The sequence below is a fragment of the Halorubrum halophilum genome, from assembly GCF_000739595.1.
GTDB lineage: Archaea > Halobacteriota > Halobacteria > Halobacteriales > Haloferacaceae > Halorubrum > Halorubrum halophilum.
On the sequence record NZ_BBJP01000013.1, the window covers coordinates 164,436 to 182,080 of the forward strand.

The 17,645-nt window shown below is 68.8% G+C and carries 17 protein-coding genes and 1 pseudogene; 9 read left to right on the forward strand and 9 right to left on the reverse strand.

What is annotated here, in order from left to right:
* Positions 1-159: 159 nt before the first annotated feature.
* Positions 160-765 carry a YfcE family phosphodiesterase gene (locus tag ACP96_RS05200; protein ID WP_050032497.1) on the forward strand — a complete coding sequence of 202 codons (606 nt, stop codon included), beginning with the start codon at positions 160-162 and terminating at the stop codon, positions 763-765.
* Positions 766-872: 107 nt separating this feature from the next.
* Entirely contained in the window at positions 873-1,718 is an 846-nt protein-coding gene (locus ACP96_RS05205; RefSeq protein WP_050032498.1) for a hypothetical protein, read from the forward strand.
* A 39-nt stretch (positions 1,719-1,757) separates the two neighbouring features.
* Here the strand turns inward: ACP96_RS05205 and ACP96_RS05210 are convergent, their stop codons facing one another.
* Complete coding sequence (locus ACP96_RS05210) at positions 1,758-3,293, reverse strand: GAF domain-containing protein (RefSeq protein WP_050032499.1); 1,536 nt, start codon at positions 3,291-3,293, stop codon at positions 1,758-1,760.
* 2 nt (positions 3,294-3,295) lie between these two features.
* Entirely contained in the window at positions 3,296-4,084 is a 789-nt protein-coding gene (locus tag ACP96_RS05215; RefSeq protein ID WP_050032500.1) for a DUF5806 family protein, read from the reverse strand.
* Positions 4,085-4,203: 119 nt separating this feature from the next.
* Between ACP96_RS05215 and ACP96_RS05220 the strand changes: the two genes are divergently transcribed.
* The 4 genes from ACP96_RS05220 to ACP96_RS05235 all read left to right on the forward strand — a co-directional run bounded on the left by ACP96_RS05220 (position 4,204) and on the right by ACP96_RS05235 (position 6,906).
* Positions 4,204-4,572 carry a universal stress protein gene (locus tag ACP96_RS05220; RefSeq protein WP_050023934.1) on the forward strand — a complete coding sequence of 123 codons (369 nt, stop codon included), beginning with the start codon at positions 4,204-4,206 and terminating at the stop codon, positions 4,570-4,572.
* A complete protein-coding gene (locus tag ACP96_RS05225) occupies positions 4,569-5,162 on the forward strand; it encodes a GNAT family N-acetyltransferase (RefSeq protein WP_050032501.1) in 594 nt (197 codons plus the stop codon). Before ACP96_RS05220 ends, ACP96_RS05225 begins: the two co-directional genes overlap by 4 nt.
* A 92-nt stretch (positions 5,163-5,254) precedes the next feature.
* Positions 5,255-5,878, forward strand: coding sequence for an adenylate kinase (locus tag ACP96_RS05230; RefSeq protein WP_050023938.1), 624 nt, complete (start codon positions 5,255-5,257; stop codon positions 5,876-5,878).
* 110 nt (positions 5,879-5,988) lie between these two features.
* Positions 5,989-6,906 (forward strand): DUF106 domain-containing protein, encoded by a 918-nt coding sequence (locus ACP96_RS05235; protein WP_050023940.1) that lies wholly within the window; start codon positions 5,989-5,991, stop codon positions 6,904-6,906.
* Between the two features lie 529 nt (positions 6,907-7,435).
* Here ACP96_RS05235 and ACP96_RS05240 read toward each other — a convergent pair.
* Positions 7,436-8,803, reverse strand: coding sequence for an MFS transporter (locus ACP96_RS05240; protein ID WP_050032502.1), 1,368 nt, complete (start codon positions 8,801-8,803; stop codon positions 7,436-7,438).
* Positions 8,804-8,952: 149 nt separating this feature from the next.
* Here ACP96_RS05240 and ACP96_RS05245 point away from each other — a divergent pair, with 149 nt between their 5' ends.
* Entirely contained in the window at positions 8,953-9,198 is a 246-nt protein-coding gene (locus ACP96_RS05245) for a hypothetical protein (RefSeq protein ID WP_050023943.1), read from the forward strand.
* 24 nt (positions 9,199-9,222) lie between these two features.
* Here the strand turns inward: ACP96_RS05245 and ACP96_RS05250 are convergent, their stop codons facing one another.
* On the reverse strand, positions 9,223-9,876 hold the full coding sequence (locus ACP96_RS05250; RefSeq protein WP_050032503.1) for a helix-turn-helix domain-containing protein: 654 nt from the start codon (positions 9,874-9,876) through the stop codon (positions 9,223-9,225).
* Positions 9,877-9,924: 48 nt separating this feature from the next.
* Positions 9,925-10,791 (reverse strand): alpha/beta fold hydrolase, encoded by an 867-nt coding sequence (locus tag ACP96_RS05255; RefSeq protein WP_237561615.1) that lies wholly within the window; start codon positions 10,789-10,791, stop codon positions 9,925-9,927.
* A 189-nt stretch (positions 10,792-10,980) separates the two neighbouring features.
* On the opposite strand from ACP96_RS05255, the gene ACP96_RS05260 reads away from it, so the two are divergent.
* A complete protein-coding gene (locus ACP96_RS05260; protein ID WP_050032505.1) occupies positions 10,981-11,838 on the forward strand; it encodes a hypothetical protein in 858 nt (285 codons plus the stop codon).
* A 47-nt stretch (positions 11,839-11,885) separates the two neighbouring features.
* On the opposite strand, the gene ACP96_RS05265 is transcribed toward ACP96_RS05260, so the two are convergent.
* From ACP96_RS05265 to ACP96_RS05280, 4 genes and pseudogenes are all read right to left on the reverse strand, one after another.
* Positions 11,886-13,037, reverse strand: coding sequence for an Mrp/NBP35 family ATP-binding protein (locus ACP96_RS05265; RefSeq protein WP_050032506.1), 1,152 nt, complete (start codon positions 13,035-13,037; stop codon positions 11,886-11,888).
* Positions 13,038-13,154: 117 nt separating this feature from the next.
* Positions 13,155-13,445 (reverse strand): hypothetical protein, encoded by a 291-nt coding sequence (locus tag ACP96_RS05270; protein ID WP_050023952.1) that lies wholly within the window; start codon positions 13,443-13,445, stop codon positions 13,155-13,157.
* Positions 13,442-14,766: pseudogene (gene nrfD, locus ACP96_RS19870) on the reverse strand (NrfD/PsrC family molybdoenzyme membrane anchor subunit). Before nrfD ends, ACP96_RS05270 begins: the two are co-directional and overlap by 4 nt.
* Entirely contained in the window at positions 14,763-16,025 is a 1,263-nt protein-coding gene (locus ACP96_RS05280; protein WP_050032507.1) for a 4Fe-4S ferredoxin N-terminal domain-containing protein, read from the reverse strand. The pseudogene nrfD and the gene ACP96_RS05280 overlap by 4 nt, the downstream one beginning before the upstream one ends.
* Before the next feature lie 301 nt (positions 16,026-16,326).
* Here ACP96_RS05280 and ACP96_RS05285 point away from each other — a divergent pair, with 301 nt between their 5' ends.
* Positions 16,327-17,619 (forward strand): AGE family epimerase/isomerase, encoded by a 1,293-nt coding sequence (locus tag ACP96_RS05285; protein WP_050032508.1) that lies wholly within the window; start codon positions 16,327-16,329, stop codon positions 17,617-17,619.
* Positions 17,620-17,645 lie beyond the last annotated feature (26 nt).

A 17,645-nucleotide genomic window follows, 5' to 3' on the forward strand; every position in this document is an offset into this window, starting at 1 on the left:
CCCATATAAAGCGGAATCAGGATCCACGGGCCGTGAGAACGCGGCCAGCGGTCGATCGGTTTATCAGCGGACGAGGCGAATACCCCGAGGCGATTCACTTGTGCTCGGTGCCCTCTGGCGGAGCTTTTTACTCCCGCGCGGCCCGATCCCGAGGCGACCATGCGGATCGGCATCGTCTCCGACACCCACGACGACCTCGCCGCCGTCGAGGCGGCCGTAGCGCTGTTCGAACGCGAGGGCGTCGACGTCGTCGTCCACTGCGGCGACTTCGTCGCGCCGTTTTCCGTGACCCCGTTCGACGCCGGTGAGGTCCCCGACGCCGGTGGCGGCTCCGACGCCGATGACGGCTCCGACGCGGGCTTCGACTTCTACGCGGTCCGCGGCAACAACGACGGGGAGTGGGCGGTCCAGTCGACCGTCGAATCGTTCGGTACGTATCTCGGCGAGGCGGGGACGCTCTCGTTCGGCGCCGCCGACGTTGGCGACGCTGGCGACGGCGCCGTCGACGTCGCCGTCACCCACGGTACGAGCGCGGTCGTCGTCGACGCCCTCGTCGACTGCGGGGACTACGACTACGTGTTCCACGGCCACACCCACGCGCACGGCGTCGAGGAGCGCGGCGGCACGGTACGGGTGAACCCCGGCGGGCTCCCCATCCCGGTCGACGGCGCAGACGACGCCTTCCACGTCGCGGTCCTCGACACCGACATCGCCGACGGGTCTGCGGACCCCGACGCGGTGACGCACTGCGAACTCGACGTGTAGGATCGCGAGCGAGCGATCCGAGAGGCCCGTGAGCGGACCCGACAGACGCGCAAACGCGGGTTTGTTCTTTCGTTGACCTTTTGAGGGGCCCGCGCGGAGACACCGTCATGGACAGGCGCGCGTTCCTCCAGCGGGCAAGCAGAGCGGTCGGGGCGATCGGTGTCGGCGGCGGACTCGCCGGCTGTGCGGACCTCGTCGGAGGCGGAGACAAGGGAGGTGTCGCGGAACGCGACCCGCCGGAGCGGCCGGACGAGCTCGGGCCGGAGTCGGTCGCGGAGTACGTCGCCGCGTACGAGGAGATCCGCACGCACAACCGTCACGCCGCGGAGGGAGCCGTCGAGGTGACGGTCGACGCGGTCGCGACTTTCGATCACGCCTCCGGAGACAACCACTACGCGACCGCACAGCACGCCGGATCGGTGTCCCACGAGAACGACGACGGCGACCGGTCCGTGGGCGAACTGCACGGCGACCCGGTCCCGTACCTGGTGACGCCGGACCGGACCCTGCGGCTGGACGTGCGGCGACGTGCGGTCGAGCGCGTCGGTCAGCGCGACGGCGAGGGAACCACCCGCAACGGCAGCGCCACCGACCCCGACGACCGCACTGCTCCCCCGCTCGGCGTCCGTCTCCTCAACGTCACCGACGAGGGGCGCGATCTCGCACTGACCGTGACGCGACGGGCGACGGGCGACGACGGCGGGACCGGGACCGACGAGACGGTCGCCGACCTCGACGTCGGGATCGACCCGGAGACCGCCGTCGAGGTCAGGTCGGTCACCGACGCACGCGGGGGCTACCGCGTCACCGCTCGCATGGAAGACGACGGCGTGACCGGTCAGGGCCGGATCGAGGTCGGGCTCCCGAGCGCTGACCGCGGGGCGAACGTCGACGTCGTGCTCGACGGAAACGGGGTCTCGACGTGGCACCTCCCCTCCTTCGAAGGGGTCTGAGCCGCCGAGACGTGGGGTCGGCTGTCCGGCGCCCGCGTGTCAGGCGTCGGCGTCGACCGTCTCGACCCCGCGGAACTCGAACCGCGCGCCGCCGTCAGTGGCGTCGACGAGGTCGAGCGTCCACCCGTGCGCGCCGGCCACCTCGGCGACGATCTTGAGGCCGAAGCCGGTCCCCTCCGGGTCGGTCGAGACGCCGGCGTCGAACACCTCGTCGCGGCGGTCCGCGGGGATTCCGGGCCCGTCGTCTTCGACGTAGAAGCCGTCGCCGTCGGAGAGGGCGCCGACCTCGATGCGGACCGACTCCCCGACGTGGGCGATCGCGTTGGCGAACAGGTTCTCTACCGCCTGCCGCAGCCGGCTCCTGTCGGCGCGGAACTGGAGGTCGCCGGCGATGACGAGGTCAGCGGCTGTGGTGTCCACGCTGTCCCAGCACTCCTCCGCCAGCGCCGCGAGCGAGACTGACTCGGTCTCGTCGATCGCGGTTCCCTGCCGCGCGAGCGCAAGCATATCCTCCACGAGCGCCTCCATCCGGTCGAGCGAGCGGGCGACGGTGTCGATCTCGGTCATCTCCTCGTGCTCCGCCTGGAGCCGGTCACGGATCAGATCGAGGTTCCCCGTCGCGACGTTGAGCGGGCTCCGGAGGTCGTGGGAGACGAGGCTGGCGAACTCTTCCAACCGGTCCCGCTCGCGGGCGATCTCCTGTTCGCGAACCCGAAGCTGGCGCTCTCGCTCGATCCGGACGAACACCATCGTGACGGTGGCCGCCCAGAGGCGCGCGACGGCGAGGTCGGACTCGTCGAACGCGTCCCGCTCCGTGGCCCCGATGTTGATGAGTCCGTACCGACCCAGCGGGAGGATCAGCTCGCTGCGGATCGGCGAGTCGGAGTTGTGTCGGTCCGGGTCGTCGTACGTGTCCGCCACGTACGCCGGATCGCCGGACTCAAACACGTCCCACGAGATGCTCGCGGAGTCGGGAGCGAACGTCGGGTGGTCGCCGACGAGCTCGTCGGCCGCGTCGGTCCAGACGACCGGATCGAGCAGGTCGCGTCCCTCGTCGTACAGCCAGATCGCCGCGATCGGATGACCGAGCACCTCCTCGACGTACTCGACCGCCGCCTCCGCGGCGAACTCCCGATCGGTCGTCTTCAACAGGTGTTGTGTCGCCTCGTGGAGCGCCTCCAGCGTCCGCGTCCGGCGGTGAAGCTCGGCCTGCTGGGCGCGCTCCTCCCGCACGTCGACGATCGTCACGACGAGGAACGTCTCTCCGTCGTGGTCGAACGGGCCGAGGCTGAGCGTCACGGGCACCTCGGTCCCGTCGGCGCGGCGCGCGCAGAGGTCTAGGCTCGCGGCCATCGAACGCGGCTCGGGGTCGACGACGTAGCGGTGGAGCACCTCGCCGGCTGCGCCCTCGTCCGGGTCGTACACCAGCGTCTCGAAGTCGGTCCCTTCCACCTCCGCCGGAGTGTATCCGAGGATCTCCTCGACGCGCTCGTTGCCGGCTCGGACGACGCCGTCGCTGTCGACGATCACGACGGCGTCAGGGATGCCGTTGAGAGCCTCCGGGAATCGTTCCATCGCTACTCTCCGCTCGGTTCGTGGACGTGTCCGCACTCAGGACACCGGACCTCTTCGCCGCGGAGGTCGGCGGACGAGGCGCGCACCTCGCGCATCACTTCGCTGATTCGGTCCTCTGCCTCCAACTCGTCGGCGACCGCGAGATCGACTCCTTCGACCTCCAAGAGGAACTTCGCGACCTCCGTCACCTCGTACATCATCTCGTCTAAGTCCTCCGCGGTGAAGAATCCGGACATCGCGCCGTAGAGGAACGTCGCGCCCGCCTTCGTCACCTTCTCCTCGAAGGAGTAGCGCGCCTGATTGACCGCCTGCGGCGTGTACGTGTCGGTCATAAACGGGACCAGCTCGGGGAGGTTCTCGCCGATCTTCGTCATCTCGACGCCGGTCTCGGTGCGGAAGTCCGCGCAGAGCCGCGCGATCGCCCACTCGCGGGCCGTGATGTACGTCCGGTCGCGGAGGAACTCGTTGACGCGCTCGTAGCGCGCCCCGTCCATCTTCTTGAACCGCTCGTACTTGCGGACTTCGGGCGGGACCTGTTCCTGGTTCTGCCCCTGCTCCTGTTCCTGCCCTTGCTCCTCCCGCTGATCGGTTTCCTCGGCGTCGTCATCGTCGCCGCGGTTCGCGGCGTCTCCGGCGTCACCGTCGCTCACAGCGCGCTCGTCAGCCTCGTCTTCGAGCGTGTCGCTCTCCGTCTCGTCGACGCCAGATCGAGACTCGTCGGCCGGCTCCGACGCCTCCGCCTCGGCGTCGTCCGATCCCCCGTCCGACGCGGGATCGGTTGGTTCGTTCATGGCTTTAGTAACCATACCCCCGAACAAAAGGGTTGTCGGTGGGCGTCGCGAGCCGGGAGGGTCGGAACCGGCCCGCGATCGGAGATCCATTTTTGTACCGGGGTGCGGACGTGAGACGTATGAAGGTGCTCTGCGGGATCGGCGGCAGCGACGACTCGTTCCGCGCGCTCGATCGGACGGTCGAGCGCGCGGCGGTCGCGAACGACGACCTGACGATCGCCGTGGTGGACAACGAGGACTCCTCGGTGTCGCCCGACAAGGTTCTCGACCGCGCCGAGTCCGCGGTTGACGAGGCGGGGATCGACGCCGAGGTGCGACGCGTCGAGGGCGACCCGGGAAGCCGGCTGATCGAGATCGCCGAGACGGAGGGGTTCGAGGAGATCGTCCTCGGCGGGGGCCACACCAGCCCGATGGGGAAGATCACGATCGGATCGATCGCCGAGTTCGTACTGTTGAACGCCAAGACGTCCGTCACGCTGGTCAGATGAGCGACCGTGGATACCCCGAGGCGGTGGCGGACGAATTCATCGTTCCCCCCACGGAGTTCACCGACCGTGAGGGGCGCACCGTCGAGATTCGTCCCTTCGAGGGCGAGGAGGGGTACGAGGCGCTCGTCGAGATGTACGACGCCTTCGATCCCGCCGACCGCGCGCAGGGGATCCCGCCGGGCGGGGAGAAGCGCATCCGCGAGTGGCTGGACGCGATCCTCGGCGACGACTGCCTCAACGTGATCGCGTGGTGCGGCGACGAGGTCGCCGGGCACGCGACGCTGGTGCCCGACGGCGACGCCTACGAGCTCGCGATCTTCGTCCACCAGGAGTACCAGCGTGCCGGTATCGGCACGCAGCTGATCCGCGGGCTGCTCGGCCACGGGCAGTCCGAAGGGATCCGAAAAGTGTGGCTCACGGTCGAGCGCTGGAACCGCGCGGCCGTCTCGCTGTACAAGAAGATCGGGTTCGAGACCTCCGACGCCGAGAGCTTCGAACTGGAGATGGGGCTCCGACTGAATCCGGACGCGAACTCAGGCGACGATTCGGACGGGCGCGACGACGCCGACTCAGACGCGAACGACGAATAGCATCTCGCCGATTCGTCTGGGTCGCTCCGGACGATCTCGTAGCGTTGGCCGGGATCTTCAAGCCTTTATGTGCGGCGGGCGAGCGCTCCGGTATGAGTCATCGAATTCTTCTGCTGGGAGCGCCGGGCGCCGGAAAGGGAACGCAGAGCGCGAAGCTCGCCGAGGAGTACGGCGTCGAGCACGTCACCACCGGCGACGCGCTCCGCGCGAACAAGGACATGGAGACGGAGTACGGAACGCCGCGCTCGTTCATGGAGGCCGGAGAGCTGGTTCCCGACCCGGTCGTCAACGAAATCGTCCAGGCCGCGCTGGCGGACGCCGACGGGTTCGTGCTCGACGGCTACCCGCGCAACCTCGATCAGGCGGAGTACCTCTCGGAGATCACGGATCTCGACGCCGTGATCTACCTCGACGTCGACGAGGAGGTGCTCGTCGACCGGCTCACCGGCCGCCGAGTCTGCGACGACTGCGGCGCGAACTTCCACGTCGACTTCCAGCCGCCCGAGGAGTCGGGCGTCTGCGACGAGTGCGGCGGCGAGCTGATCCAGCGCGACGACGACACCGAGGAGACCGCCCGCGAGCGGCTCGAGGTGTTCTACGACAACACCGAGCCCGTCATCGAGCACTTCCGCGACGAGGGCGACCTCGTCGAGATCGACGGCGAGGCGACGCCCGACGAGGTCTTCGACCGCATCCGCGGCGTTCTCGACGAGTAACGGTCGGACCGACGAGCAGGGGCCGAGTCGCCGTCGCCGGTCTCGCGGCGACGATCCGGTCGCCGGCGATCCTGCAAGGTTCTTAACCGTCCGCCGACAACCGAGCGGTAATGAGCAAGGTCGAACGGAGAGTTCGCTCGCTGGTCGGCGACGACGGCGAGATGCGAGACGCGGTCGAGGTCGTCCTCGATAACGCCACTGACGGCGAGGTCCAGTGGGTCGACGTCCGCGACGAGATCACGAGCGGCCAGTGGGGCCGGCTTATCGAGAAGGAGATCCTCGTCGACGGCGACACCGGCTTCGCGCTGGCGGACCGCGACGCTATCGAGGCGGGGCTGGAGGACGACGACGACGGCGATCTGACCGGCGGCGGCGACGTCGAGACCCCCGAGACGACCTCGTGGACCAAGTGGGACAAGATCGCCGGGGTCGCGACGCTCGGCGCGTTCGTCGGCTACGCGGTCAACCCGGTTCGGAACGCGATCGCCGGCGCCTTCGACCTCGTGTTGGGGCCGCTTCTCAACGTCGTTCCCTTCTACGTCGTGGTCATGGTGATCGCGCTCGCGACGGGGCTGTACTCGACCCTGTTGCGCGCGGGGCTCATGGACATGGACAAGATGAGCATGTACCAAGACCGGATGAAGGACATCCAGGACCGGCGGAAGGAGGCGAAGGAGCGCGACGACCAAGAGGCGCTCGACGCCATTCAGGAGGAGCAGATGGACGCGATGGGCGACCAGCTCGGGATGTTCAAAGAGCAGTTCCGCCCGATGGTGTGGATCATGTTCCTCACGATCCCGGCGTTCCTCTGGATGTTCTGGGTGATCGGCTACCGCGGCTCCGACGCCGCGTACCCCGCCATCGCCACACAGGAACTCGTGGTTCCGCTCGCCGGCACCGTCACGTGGGACACGGGCATCGTCGGCCCGATCCAGATGTGGATCGTCTGGTACTTCCTGTGCTCGATGGCGTTCACCCAGCTCGTCCAGAAGAGCCTCAACATCGAGATGTCGCCGTCGTCGTCGTAAGCCGCTCTTCCTCGTTCGACAGTTTTGCTCTCACTCCGGTGCGTCAGTACGCCGAAGACCGATTGCTTCCGGGAGTGGGTATATCGAGTTGGGGGTGTGGGTGTTTATAAGCGATCGAGTGGAGTTGCTGTCGGCTGTTTATAAGCGAACAACGACTCTGCGGTGAAGACCTCCAAAGCCCCAGCCGACGAGGCGGGCGCACGCTCGTTGCGGTCCTCAGTCGTTCGCTTCGCTCACTCCCTGCGGTCCTTACGTCGCCTGCGCCCGCCTCGTCGGCTGCCCCTTTGAGTCCCACCCGACCCGCACAGCACCGCACCTCACGCCTCCCCAGCCTCGTCGCTGGCGCCGTCGGCGCCAGCGACTCCCTCGTGCGGGCTGCTCGCGCCCTTATCAGGGCGCTCGCAGGCGCACGCCACCGCACCGTTCTTTATAAGTGATCGTCGCTGTCGCTTATGTCCTTTTAAATGTTCTCTTGCCGCCATCGATCTGCAATACCCACTCCCGCCATCGATCGATACGCTCACCGACCTCACGCGTACGCCTCGAATTCCTCGCCGAAGACGAGGAAGTAGCCGGTGCCGGCGATTCCGATCACGGCGGCAACCGTAAAAGCGACTTCCGGGCTCACGAAGTCCCACAGGTACCCGCCGATCGCGGCGCTCGGGATGACGATCGTGTTCCGGAGCAGGTAGTAGGTCCCAGTGACCCGGCCGCCGGCGCCCCGTTCGGCGGGCCCGACGATCAGCGCCTTATGCGAGGGGAGCCCGGCGAACCGGAGCCCGGAGAAGGCGAAGGAGAGGACGAGCGCCGCCTGAGTCGAGACGACCGGCGAGAGGAGCTCGGGGCCGAAGACGAGGACGACCGGGAACACGCCGTACACGAGGAACCCGAGCGCGACGACCGGCTTGAGCCCGACCCGCTCGGCCAGCTTCGCCGCGGGGACCATCGTGATCAGCGCGACGACCATCTCGACGCCCAGCAGGTACCCGAAGAAGGCCTGTGGCGAAAGATCCACGGCGTAGGAGAACCCGCCGACCGCGACCGTCGTCTCCAGCCCGACCGAGAAGATCCGCGTGACGACGAGCACGAAGAAGACGTACACCATCCCGTTCGCGAACCGGACGAGCGTGTCGCCGATCAACAGCGGCCGGAGCGGGGCCGGCATCTCGCGGAGGTCGTTCCGGATCTGGGCGACGCCCTCGAACCGCCCGCCGCCGACGGTATCGCCGCTCGCGTCGTAGAGGACGTGTTGCGCGAGCGTCCCGACGACGCCGAAGACGACCGCCACCGCGAGCACGTATCGGAAGCTTACGGTGAACGCCGGGTGAAGCCCGATGAGGACCGCGGCGAGGACGGGCCCGATCAGGAACGCGGTGCGGCGGAACGTCTCCGTGCTCGCGAACCCGGCGGCCAGCCGGGACGGGTCCGTCGCCTGCTTGACCACGGCGAAGGTCGCGCCGAGGCCGAACGACTTCCACGCCTGCGCGAGCACGAGCCCGACGAAGACCCAGATCCACGGCTCGATAGTCACGCCCGCGACCGTGACCGCCCCGACGTTCGGGGCGACCAGCCAGACGGCGAAGCCGACGGTCGAGATCAACCCGAAGACAGTCAGCGCGTACCGCGATCCGATGCGATCCGATATCGCACCCCCCGGATACGGGTACAGCGCGGAGATGACGTTGCCGAAGGTGCCGAACAGCCCGACGACGAACCCGGACGCCCCCAGCGCCACCATGTACTCCGGGAGGAACCGGCTCGTCATCTGGAAACCGAGGCTGAACGCGAACATCGCGAGCGAGACCACCAGCACATCGCGCTCCAACGCGAAGAACTGCCGGAACGTCTCCAGCGGACCCGTTTCCTCCGGGTCGGTGGGGGCTTGATCCGTGCTCATCGTGGGAGAGACCGACGCCGCGACATTCGTGTGGGTGTTTTCTCACGCGGACAAATAGGTTCCCACCCGCGCCGTCCCCGAGGCTTACGCGAGGAATGAGAAGTGGACCGACCCGAGTTATATATTCGACGGCGGAGAAGGCGCGATCGATGCCTGCCTTCTCTCCGTTCGGAATCGTCCTGTTCGCCCTCCAAGCCGCCGTGGGATACGCCGCGTACAGGTCGCTGAGCGGCGCCGGCCCGGCCGCCGTCGTCGTTGGCGTCTGCGTGACCCTGTTGGGGGTCGGCGTCCTGTTCGAGGCCGGCTTGATCGCCGCGCTCGTCGTCGACCTCGCCGCTCTCGGGCTCGCTGCGGTCGCCCGCACGCGGGTCGACGCGGGTCTCACCAGAACATGAACGGAGGAGGAGACGAGCGATCCGTCAGTCCTGCTCTCCGGCCGCGACGAATTCGCGGATCACCGCGGCCTCGGCCTTCCGGACCAGCTCGCCGGCCGTGCTCGTCGAGCAGTCGAGGGCCGCGGCGACGTCCGCGACCGTCCCGTCGCGGGGCACCTCGTAGTAGCCCGCCTCGACCGCCGCCTCCAGCGCGGCTCGCTGTCGGTCGGTGAGCCGCGACGGCGACGCCGACCGCTCGAACTCGCGGACCCGCTCGATGGCGACGTCGCGGAGGTCGGCGAGCGACTCTCGGAACGCGCCGAGCGCCGCCGTCTCCCCGACCGCCTCGAACCGCACATCGCCGGTCTCTAGAAAGACGACCGGCGGGAGGAAGACCACGCGTGCGGCCGCGATCGCGTCCAGCACCGCCGGCGCGAACTCGTAGCCGTCCTGCCGGAGGAACGCGTACGTCCCCTCGCCGTCCTCAACGAGTTCGCTGTCGACGAGCGAGTCGACGCCTCGGACGACCGACGCCGTCGCGTCCGCGTCCGCGTCACACCAGAACAGCGTCGTCGCGTCCGCCGTGGGGCTCCACGTCAGCAGCTCGGCGCGGGTGACCGGCCCGGGTTCGATCACCCGCCGGTGTAACGGATGCACGAGCCGGTCCGGATACGTCGCTGAGAACTGGACGCGTTTCATTCTCCCGTCGCACGCCCTTCGGGGAGTCGACGTTTCAAATCCCGTGTTTCAGTCGCTGAGGATCGCGGGGACGGAGCGAAGCAGCGTCCCGAGGTGGTCCGCGCCGTCGAGAACCTCCAAACGGGCGGCGGGGAGCGACGCCTCGAACCGCCGAACCGACTCGATCGGAACGTTCGCGTCGTCGTCGCCGTGCCAGAACCGCACCGGCGCGTCGATCGCGTCGAAGTCGACGTTCCAGTCGCTCGCGATCTGCCCGAACTCGGTCACCGCGCCGCTGCGGTGTCGGTCGAGGGCTTCGAGGAGGTCCGCCCGAACAATCTCGGCCGCGCGGTCTGACACCGCGGCGGTCGGATCCCCGGTAGTGTACTGCGCGACGACGAACGAGGGGTCGCGGCGCTCCGCGACCCACCGCTGGGTGCGGAACAGCGCGGCGAGCACCGGAGGCGCTGTCGACCCGATCCGGCCCAGAATTCGCGGTACTGCGGGGGGATCGTTGATGTACTCCGGCGGGGTCGCTCCGGCGACCACGTCCAGCCGATCGATCCGACTCGGTAGCGTCGTCGCGGCTGCGAACGCATACGGGGCACCGCCCGAGAACGCGACGAGACGCGCGGTATCGATCCCGGCGTGATCGAGCACAGTGCTGACGGTCTGATCGCCGTCCCGTATCGACCGATCGGGCCACGGGTCCGATCGGCCGTATCCGGGACGGTCGGGTGCGAGCAGCCGGACGCCGTTGTCCCGCGCCGACGACTCGAACAGCTCCGCGAGCCGACGCGAGCCAGGAGTCCCGTGGAGAAACACCACCGGTGATCCGGTTTCAGTCCCGTATTCCGCGTACGCGACCCGCCTGTCGTCGTCTCCCTCCATCGTTGCGAACCGCACGTCCTCTCTCGCCGACGATCGCTCCGACACCGGAGGAACCTGCGCCGTCATTGTATCCAGAGACGGGTCCGCCCCCTGTGGAATTAGTGCCGGACTCATCCGGCAGTTTTTAAATGGACCAACCGACCGGCGCTCTGATCGACGCCTGGGCTTTCCTGGGGCGCTACCACGTCCCACGGAACCGCAACGCTTTCCTTCCGTTTTCTTGTCAGGTACGACATGCGACGACGTCGATTCCTCGCGGGCGGAACCGCCCTCCTCTCGGTCGCCCTCGCCGGCTGCGGCCACCCCTCCGTCGTCCTCGATCTGACCGAGGCGACCGCGGACGACATCGCCGACGAGGTGTCAATGAACGCGGATCCCGAGTCGGAGGAGTACGAACTCGTCAGGTCGGCGCTCGAAAATGGGTCGGCCACGCGCCGCGGGCGCTACGAGCTGTTCGACCGCACCGACACCGTTCGAGTCGACGGGGCGTTCTACGAGGTCACGGAGACCCGGGTCGCGAGCAGCGAGGTGACCGTGTACGAGGTGCTCGTCGACCTCGATCCGGAGGACACGACACCCGAACTGGGCGAGATCGCGTTCGACGACCTCCCGGAGACGGACCGGCGGAAACTCGAACCGATCCTCTCCGAGGCGGATCCGCCCCAGGGGGACGGCTACGACATCGGCGCCAGCTACGGGAGCGCCGAGGAGGTCGGGAACGGCTCGGTGTTCGTTCCGGAGCGAGAGTACGACGTGCTCGTCTACGAGGGGGAGCGGTACCGCGTCGCGGTCGACTCGCGCACCGCGCCGGAAGTCGAGTATCGGTACGAGGCGACCGAGGTCGCACCCGACGTGGAGACGTTCGCCGATCAGGTCCGGGACCGGTACCTATTCGTCCTTTCGGGGCTCTCGGACGCCGAGCGCGAGGTCGTCGAAGAGTCGATCGACGGCGCGTACTTCGAGGACGACGACGCCTTCCAGTCGGTGGTCGAGCGGATCCGAGAGCACGAGGGGATCCGGGAGGACGACTTCTACGGGACGTGGCTGCTGGAGTACGAGGGCGCGGAGTACCTCGCCTACGTCGAGTGGTAGGCGCGGTCGGGTCGGTCGGTGGGCGTCCGCCGACTAGGGGGCGCCGGTCACTCCGGCTCCGCTCCGGCGGGGACGCGGTCGGCGGCCTCTCCCTCGTCCCCGCCCTCACCGTCGTCGTCGCCCTCCCACTCGCCGACGCGCTCCGCGACCTGCCGGCGATTCACCTCGCCGACGCGGTCGGCGACCTCGTCGACCATCGCTTCGAGGTCGGCCTGAACCGGGCTGTCGTCGTCGCGGACCGTCGGCCCGTCGGCGGTCTCCGTGTCAAAGTCGGGGTGGACCGGGAGGCTCCCGACCACGGGCACGTCGTAATCGGCGTGGATCTCGTCGGCGCCGCCCTCGCCGAACACCCGGTGGGTGTCGCCGCAGTCGGGACAGTGGAACGCGCTCATGTTCTCGACGACGCCGAGGACGGGCGCGTCGTGGTCCGCGAACAGTCGGAGTCCCTTGCGCGCGTCCGCCACCGCCATCTCCTGTGGCGTCGTGACGACGACGACGCCGGCGATCGGCAGGGTCTGGAGCAGGTTGAGCGAGGCGTCGCCGGTCCCCGGCGGGAGGTCGACGATCAGGTAGTCGAGCTGACCCCACTCGACGTCGTTGATGAACTTCATCATCACGTTGTTCACCATCGGCCCGCGGAGCACGGCCGGGTCATCGCCGTCGGGCAGCAGGTGCTCCGTGCTCATCACCATGACTCCGTCCGAGCGCGGCGGAACGATGTCGCCCTCGGGCAGCATGCCTGGCTCGTTCTCGGTCGGGAGCAGGCGCGGGACGTTCGGCCCGTGTACGTCGGCGTCTAAGATTCCGACGCGGGCGCCGCGCTCCTTGAGCCCCGCCGCGAGGTTGGCCGCGACGGTGGTCTTGCCGACGCCGCCCTTCCCGGAGGCGACGGCGATCACGTTGCGGACGCCGGGCAGCACGTCGGCCTCGAAGCCGTGTTCCTCGCCGAACTGCGCCCGGATCTCGGGGTCGAGGCCGGCGTCGGAGGCGGCGTCGCGGACCGCGTTGCCGATCTCGATCTCGGCGGGCGCGTACGGGGCGTTGAACGCCAGCGACACCTCCGCGGCGTCGCCGTCGACGGTCACGTCGTTCACGAGGCCCATCGAGACGATGTCGTCGTCGTTCCGCGGGTCCTCGACGGTCGCGAGTCGGTCGAGCAGGTCGGATTCGGTCGCGGTGTCGGTGTCTGAGTCGGTCATGGTGGTGTTGGGGTGGCGGCGGTCGATCGGGTGTCTGTGTCGCGGTCGGCGGTCAGTCAGCGGTTCGCGGTCGGCGGTTGGTTGGCGGGCGATACACCTGCAGGGCGGGAGCGGCGTTCAGAAGAACACCGCCCCGATGACCAGCGTCGCGACGAACAGCCCGCCCCACAGTACCGTCGTCAGGCCGGCGAGGTACCCGACTCCGAGCAGGCCCTTCGCGCGGTCGCTCGGGTCGCCGATGAACCACGCGGCGACCATCGCGTACACCGGCGCGAGCACGATCCCGAAGATGAGGTACGTCCCGGGGCCGACGAACGGCAGGGTGTACTCCGGCGAGCCGGCGAGCGGGACCGGGGACGCGGCGAGCGCGAGCGACGCCGCCGCGAGCGCGTTCAGTGCGAGCGTCATGGGTTCACCTCCTCGTGGTCGTCTTCGATCGCGTGCAGCTCGACGACGGGGATCACCTTCGAGACGACGAGGAAGAACAGCACGACGATCCCGATCGTCCCGAGCAGCGCCGACAGCTCGGTGGGCGAGGGGACGTACGCACCGGGAACCCCGTCGTACAGGGCGAAGTGCGCGTGCTGGAGCCCCTCAACGACGAACAGCACCTTCTCGGCGAGGGTGCCGGCGAGCACGCCCACGGAGAGGGCGACCATCGTCCGAATGTCAAACAGGTCCGGGCGCAGCGACGTCGCGAACGCGTACAGCATGGCGAGCGCGACGAGCCCGATCGCGACCAAGTACAGCGGCGTCGAGATCTTCACCTCGGTCGCGTGCTGCAGCGTCGTCGGCGCGGCGAAGATCCCGGTGATCACCTGCTGGAGCTGCAGCCACAGGAAGATGAGGCTGAAGAAGCCGAGCCACTGGCTCAGTCCCTGGAACACCGCGTCAGGGATGAGCTCCTCCCAGCCGTACGCGTACCGGAACGCCGCCGCGATGATGATGATCCCGCTGACCGCGGAGGTCAGCGCGATGGAGAGGAACGACGGCCCCTGGACCCCGCCGGCCCAGCCGGCCATCGAGGGCAGCAGCGCGAACAGCCACGGGATCACCCCCCGTGGAGCAGCAGCGGCGCCATGATGATGATCGCGAACGCGATCCACCAGACCATCCGCTCGACGATCTCGTCCTCCGTCTCGGAGTAGCCGATCATCAGCACGTTGTACAGCGGATCGAGCAGGCTCGGCAGCCGGTCGCGGAGCCGGTGGATGTCGTAGCGGATCGTCAACGCGAGGTACGTCGCGGTCAGCACGAAGTACGCCGTGATGACGGTCACGTCCCACATCAGCGGCGACCACTGGACGCGGGTTGGCCACGCCGGGATCACGCTCGTCACCAGCCGGTCGGGGCGACCGACGTGGATGAGGATGAAGAGTCCGGCGCAGGTCAGCGCCGCGATGGTCAACAGCTCGGCCAGTCGCGCGACCGGCTGGTAGGTATCCATCCCCAGCAGGCGGACCGCCGCCGACAGGATGATTCCGCCGTGAGCGATGCCAACCCACCAGATGAACGCGCCGATGTACAGCCCCCACGGCACGCCGCCGCCGGAGCCCCAGTCGGAGAGGTTGGTGACGATCAGCCCGTGTTGGAGCTGCTGGAGGTAGAACGCCAGCCACACGCCGATCAGGCCGAGCCCCACCGCCAGCGCGGCGAGGTAGCGCTTGGAGAACGACTGGATCGGCCGAACGAGCGTGTCGCGGTCGACGCCCGTCACGTCGACGCTCACGCGCTCTCACCTCCTTGGGTCGCGGACGCCCCCTCGTCGAGCACCTCCTTCCGGTTGTCGGTGAGCCCCACGTCCTCGTAGGCGACGGGACCCTCCACCTGTTCGGCGTGCGGCGACGGCTCGTTGCCGATGAACCGGACGTTCGGCTCGGTGCCGCGCTCCTCCATCAGCTTGAACGTCGAGGCCGTGTGCCCCTTGCGGTTGGGGTACTCCGAGAGGTCGTTCTCCTGCCCGTCCCGGTACTCGTTGAGGTGCTGGTTCGGCGGGCTCTCCGGGTCGTTGAGGTCGCCGAAGTGGACGGCGTCCATCGTACACGCCTCCTCGCAGGCGGTAGTACCGATCTTCTCTTCGCCCATCTGGCCGTCCTGTCGGTCGACGCAGAACGTGCACTTGCCCATGACGCCCTCGGGCGGCCGGGAGCCGACCCACCGGCCGCGGTCGTCGATCTGGTGGTCGTCGTCGACCTCGGACTCCGGCACGTCGGGCTCGCCCCACTGGAAGTAGTTGACGCCGTACGGACACGACACCTCGCAGTACCGGCAGCCGATACAGATGTCGTAGTCGGTGAGCACCAGCCCGTCCTCCTCTCGGGTGTGGCGGGCGCCCACGGGACACACCTTCGTACAGGGGGAGTCCGTGCAGTGTTGACAGGTGCGCGGGAGGAAGTTGGTCTCGTCGCCCTGCCCCTCGTCCTCGAAGGCGAAGACGTACATCCAGTTGGCCCCGCGCGAGAGGTTGTGCTCCTGGTTGCACGCGACCATGCAGGCGAGACACCCGTCGCAGTTGTTGAGGTTGATCGTCATCCCCCAACGGGTGCCCTCGCCCTCGTCGCCGCCGGCCCCGGCGCCGCCTCCCCCTCCGTCGCCCTGGCCCGCGGCGTTCTGCGCGGTTCCCCAGCCGGCGAGTCCCATCGCGCCGGCCGCCGCGGCGCCCTTCTTCATCACCGAGCGCCGAGATTCGTCGCTGTCGGGATCGATCCCCTCCAAGGCGGAGCCGATCCGATCGAGGAACCCCACGTCGTCCGGGTCGGCCTCGTCGGGGTCCGGGAGGTCGATCTCCCGGTCGTCGATGTCGAACTCCTCGACGATCCGGTCGTGGTACCGCCGGTAGAACTCGAGTTCGGAGAGCTCGCCGGCCGACACGCGCTGGGCGTCGCGACCCATCTCTAAGCCGAGCTCCGTGTCGTACTCCGTCTCGTCGAGGAGACGCCTGTTCCGTTCCTCGTCGTCTCCGGATGGTGGTGACTCGTCTGTGCTCATAAGCTTGTGTTCTGGTGATCGTGGTTGTGTCAGCCTCCGGCTGTGGCCCCTGCTCTCAGCGGAGGGACCGGTGTCGACCCCGCGCCGCCGCTCCCGACCGCAACGGGTGTCGGTGTTCGCGGGCTTCGTCTGGCGGCGGACACGGCGTGACGACCCCGTGCCGATCCCACGGGACCAGCCCCGTGAATCGTGATTCGCGTTCCAATCTGTTGAGAAGGCGCCCGAACGAGTTCGCCAAGGTGGTGATAAACGCCGGGCGGGACGCACCGGCTTTACCCGGTGGCGGCCCAATCGGCCGTCGATGAACGAGACCTCGCGCGAGGCGGTCGAAACGCGAGCGCGATCGAACCGGGCGCGACTGCTCTCGGTCCTGCGCGTGCAGTACCCCGACGCGCTGGCCGAGCACGGCTACCGCCTGCTTCACCCGACGACCGGGGACCCGTACCCGGGGGACCGGCGGCACCTCGTCGCGACCTGTCGATCGGTCGCCAACTTCGCGACCGGCGCGCTCGCCGACGGCCCCGACTGGTGTCTCGACGCCGCCGAGCACGGCCTGCGGTTCCTTCGGGAGGCGCACCGCGCCGACGACGGCGGGTACCATCTCGTCGTCGACGCGGACGGCGAACCGGTCGACCGGACGCGGTCGGCGTACGGCCACGCGTTCGTGCTGCTGGCGTACGCCCGCGCTGTCGACGCCGGGATCGAGGGCGCCGAACGCGACCTCGACGCGACCCGCAAGCTGATCGACGACCGATTCCGCGACGACCGGGGGCTCCTCCGGAGCGACTGCGACGCCGACTGGACCGAGCGGGAGCCGTACCGCGGCCAGAACGCGAACATGCACGCCTGCGAGGCGTTTCTCGCCGCCTACGAGGCGACGGGCGATTCGGCGTATCTCGACCGCGCGCGCCACATCGCCGGGGCGATCACGGTCGATCTCGCCGCGAAAACGAACGGCCTGCTGTGGGAGCACTACACCGCCGACTGGGACCACGATTTCGCGTACAACGAGGACGAGCCGCGCCACCAGTTTCGACCGCCGGGGTACCAGCCGGGTCACCACGCGGAGTGGGCGAAGCTGCTCGCGCTGCTCGATCGGTACGAGGCCGGAGTGGACGAGGAGGACGGGAACGGAGAGAGTGAGGAGGATGGGGGCGGAGTGAGCGAGAGTTCGACGGCGACGACCGACTGGTACGTCCGCGCCAGCGAGCTGTTCGACGCCGCCGTCGACCACGGGTGGTCGGAGAACGGGTTCGTGTACACCCACGCGGCCGACGGGTCGCCGATCGTCGAGGACCGCTACGGCTGGGCGCTCGCGGAGGGGATCGGCGCGTCCGCGGCGCTCGCCGAGCGCGCGGCGGCCCGCGGCGACGCCGACGAGGCCGACCGATTCCGGAACTGGCACCGGCGGTTCCTCGTTCGGACCGACCTGTTCCGCGGCCCGGCTGGCGTCTGGTACGAGAAGCGCCTGCCCGCGGACGCCGACGGCGACCGCGTCGCGCCCGAGCCGCCGGGCGTCGAGCCCGACTACCACCCGGCCGGCGCCTTCTTCGAGGGGTGGCGCTCGGCGCAAGGGGAACTACCGGACGCGTGAGGCGGCGAGGTGACGCCGGCTCGACG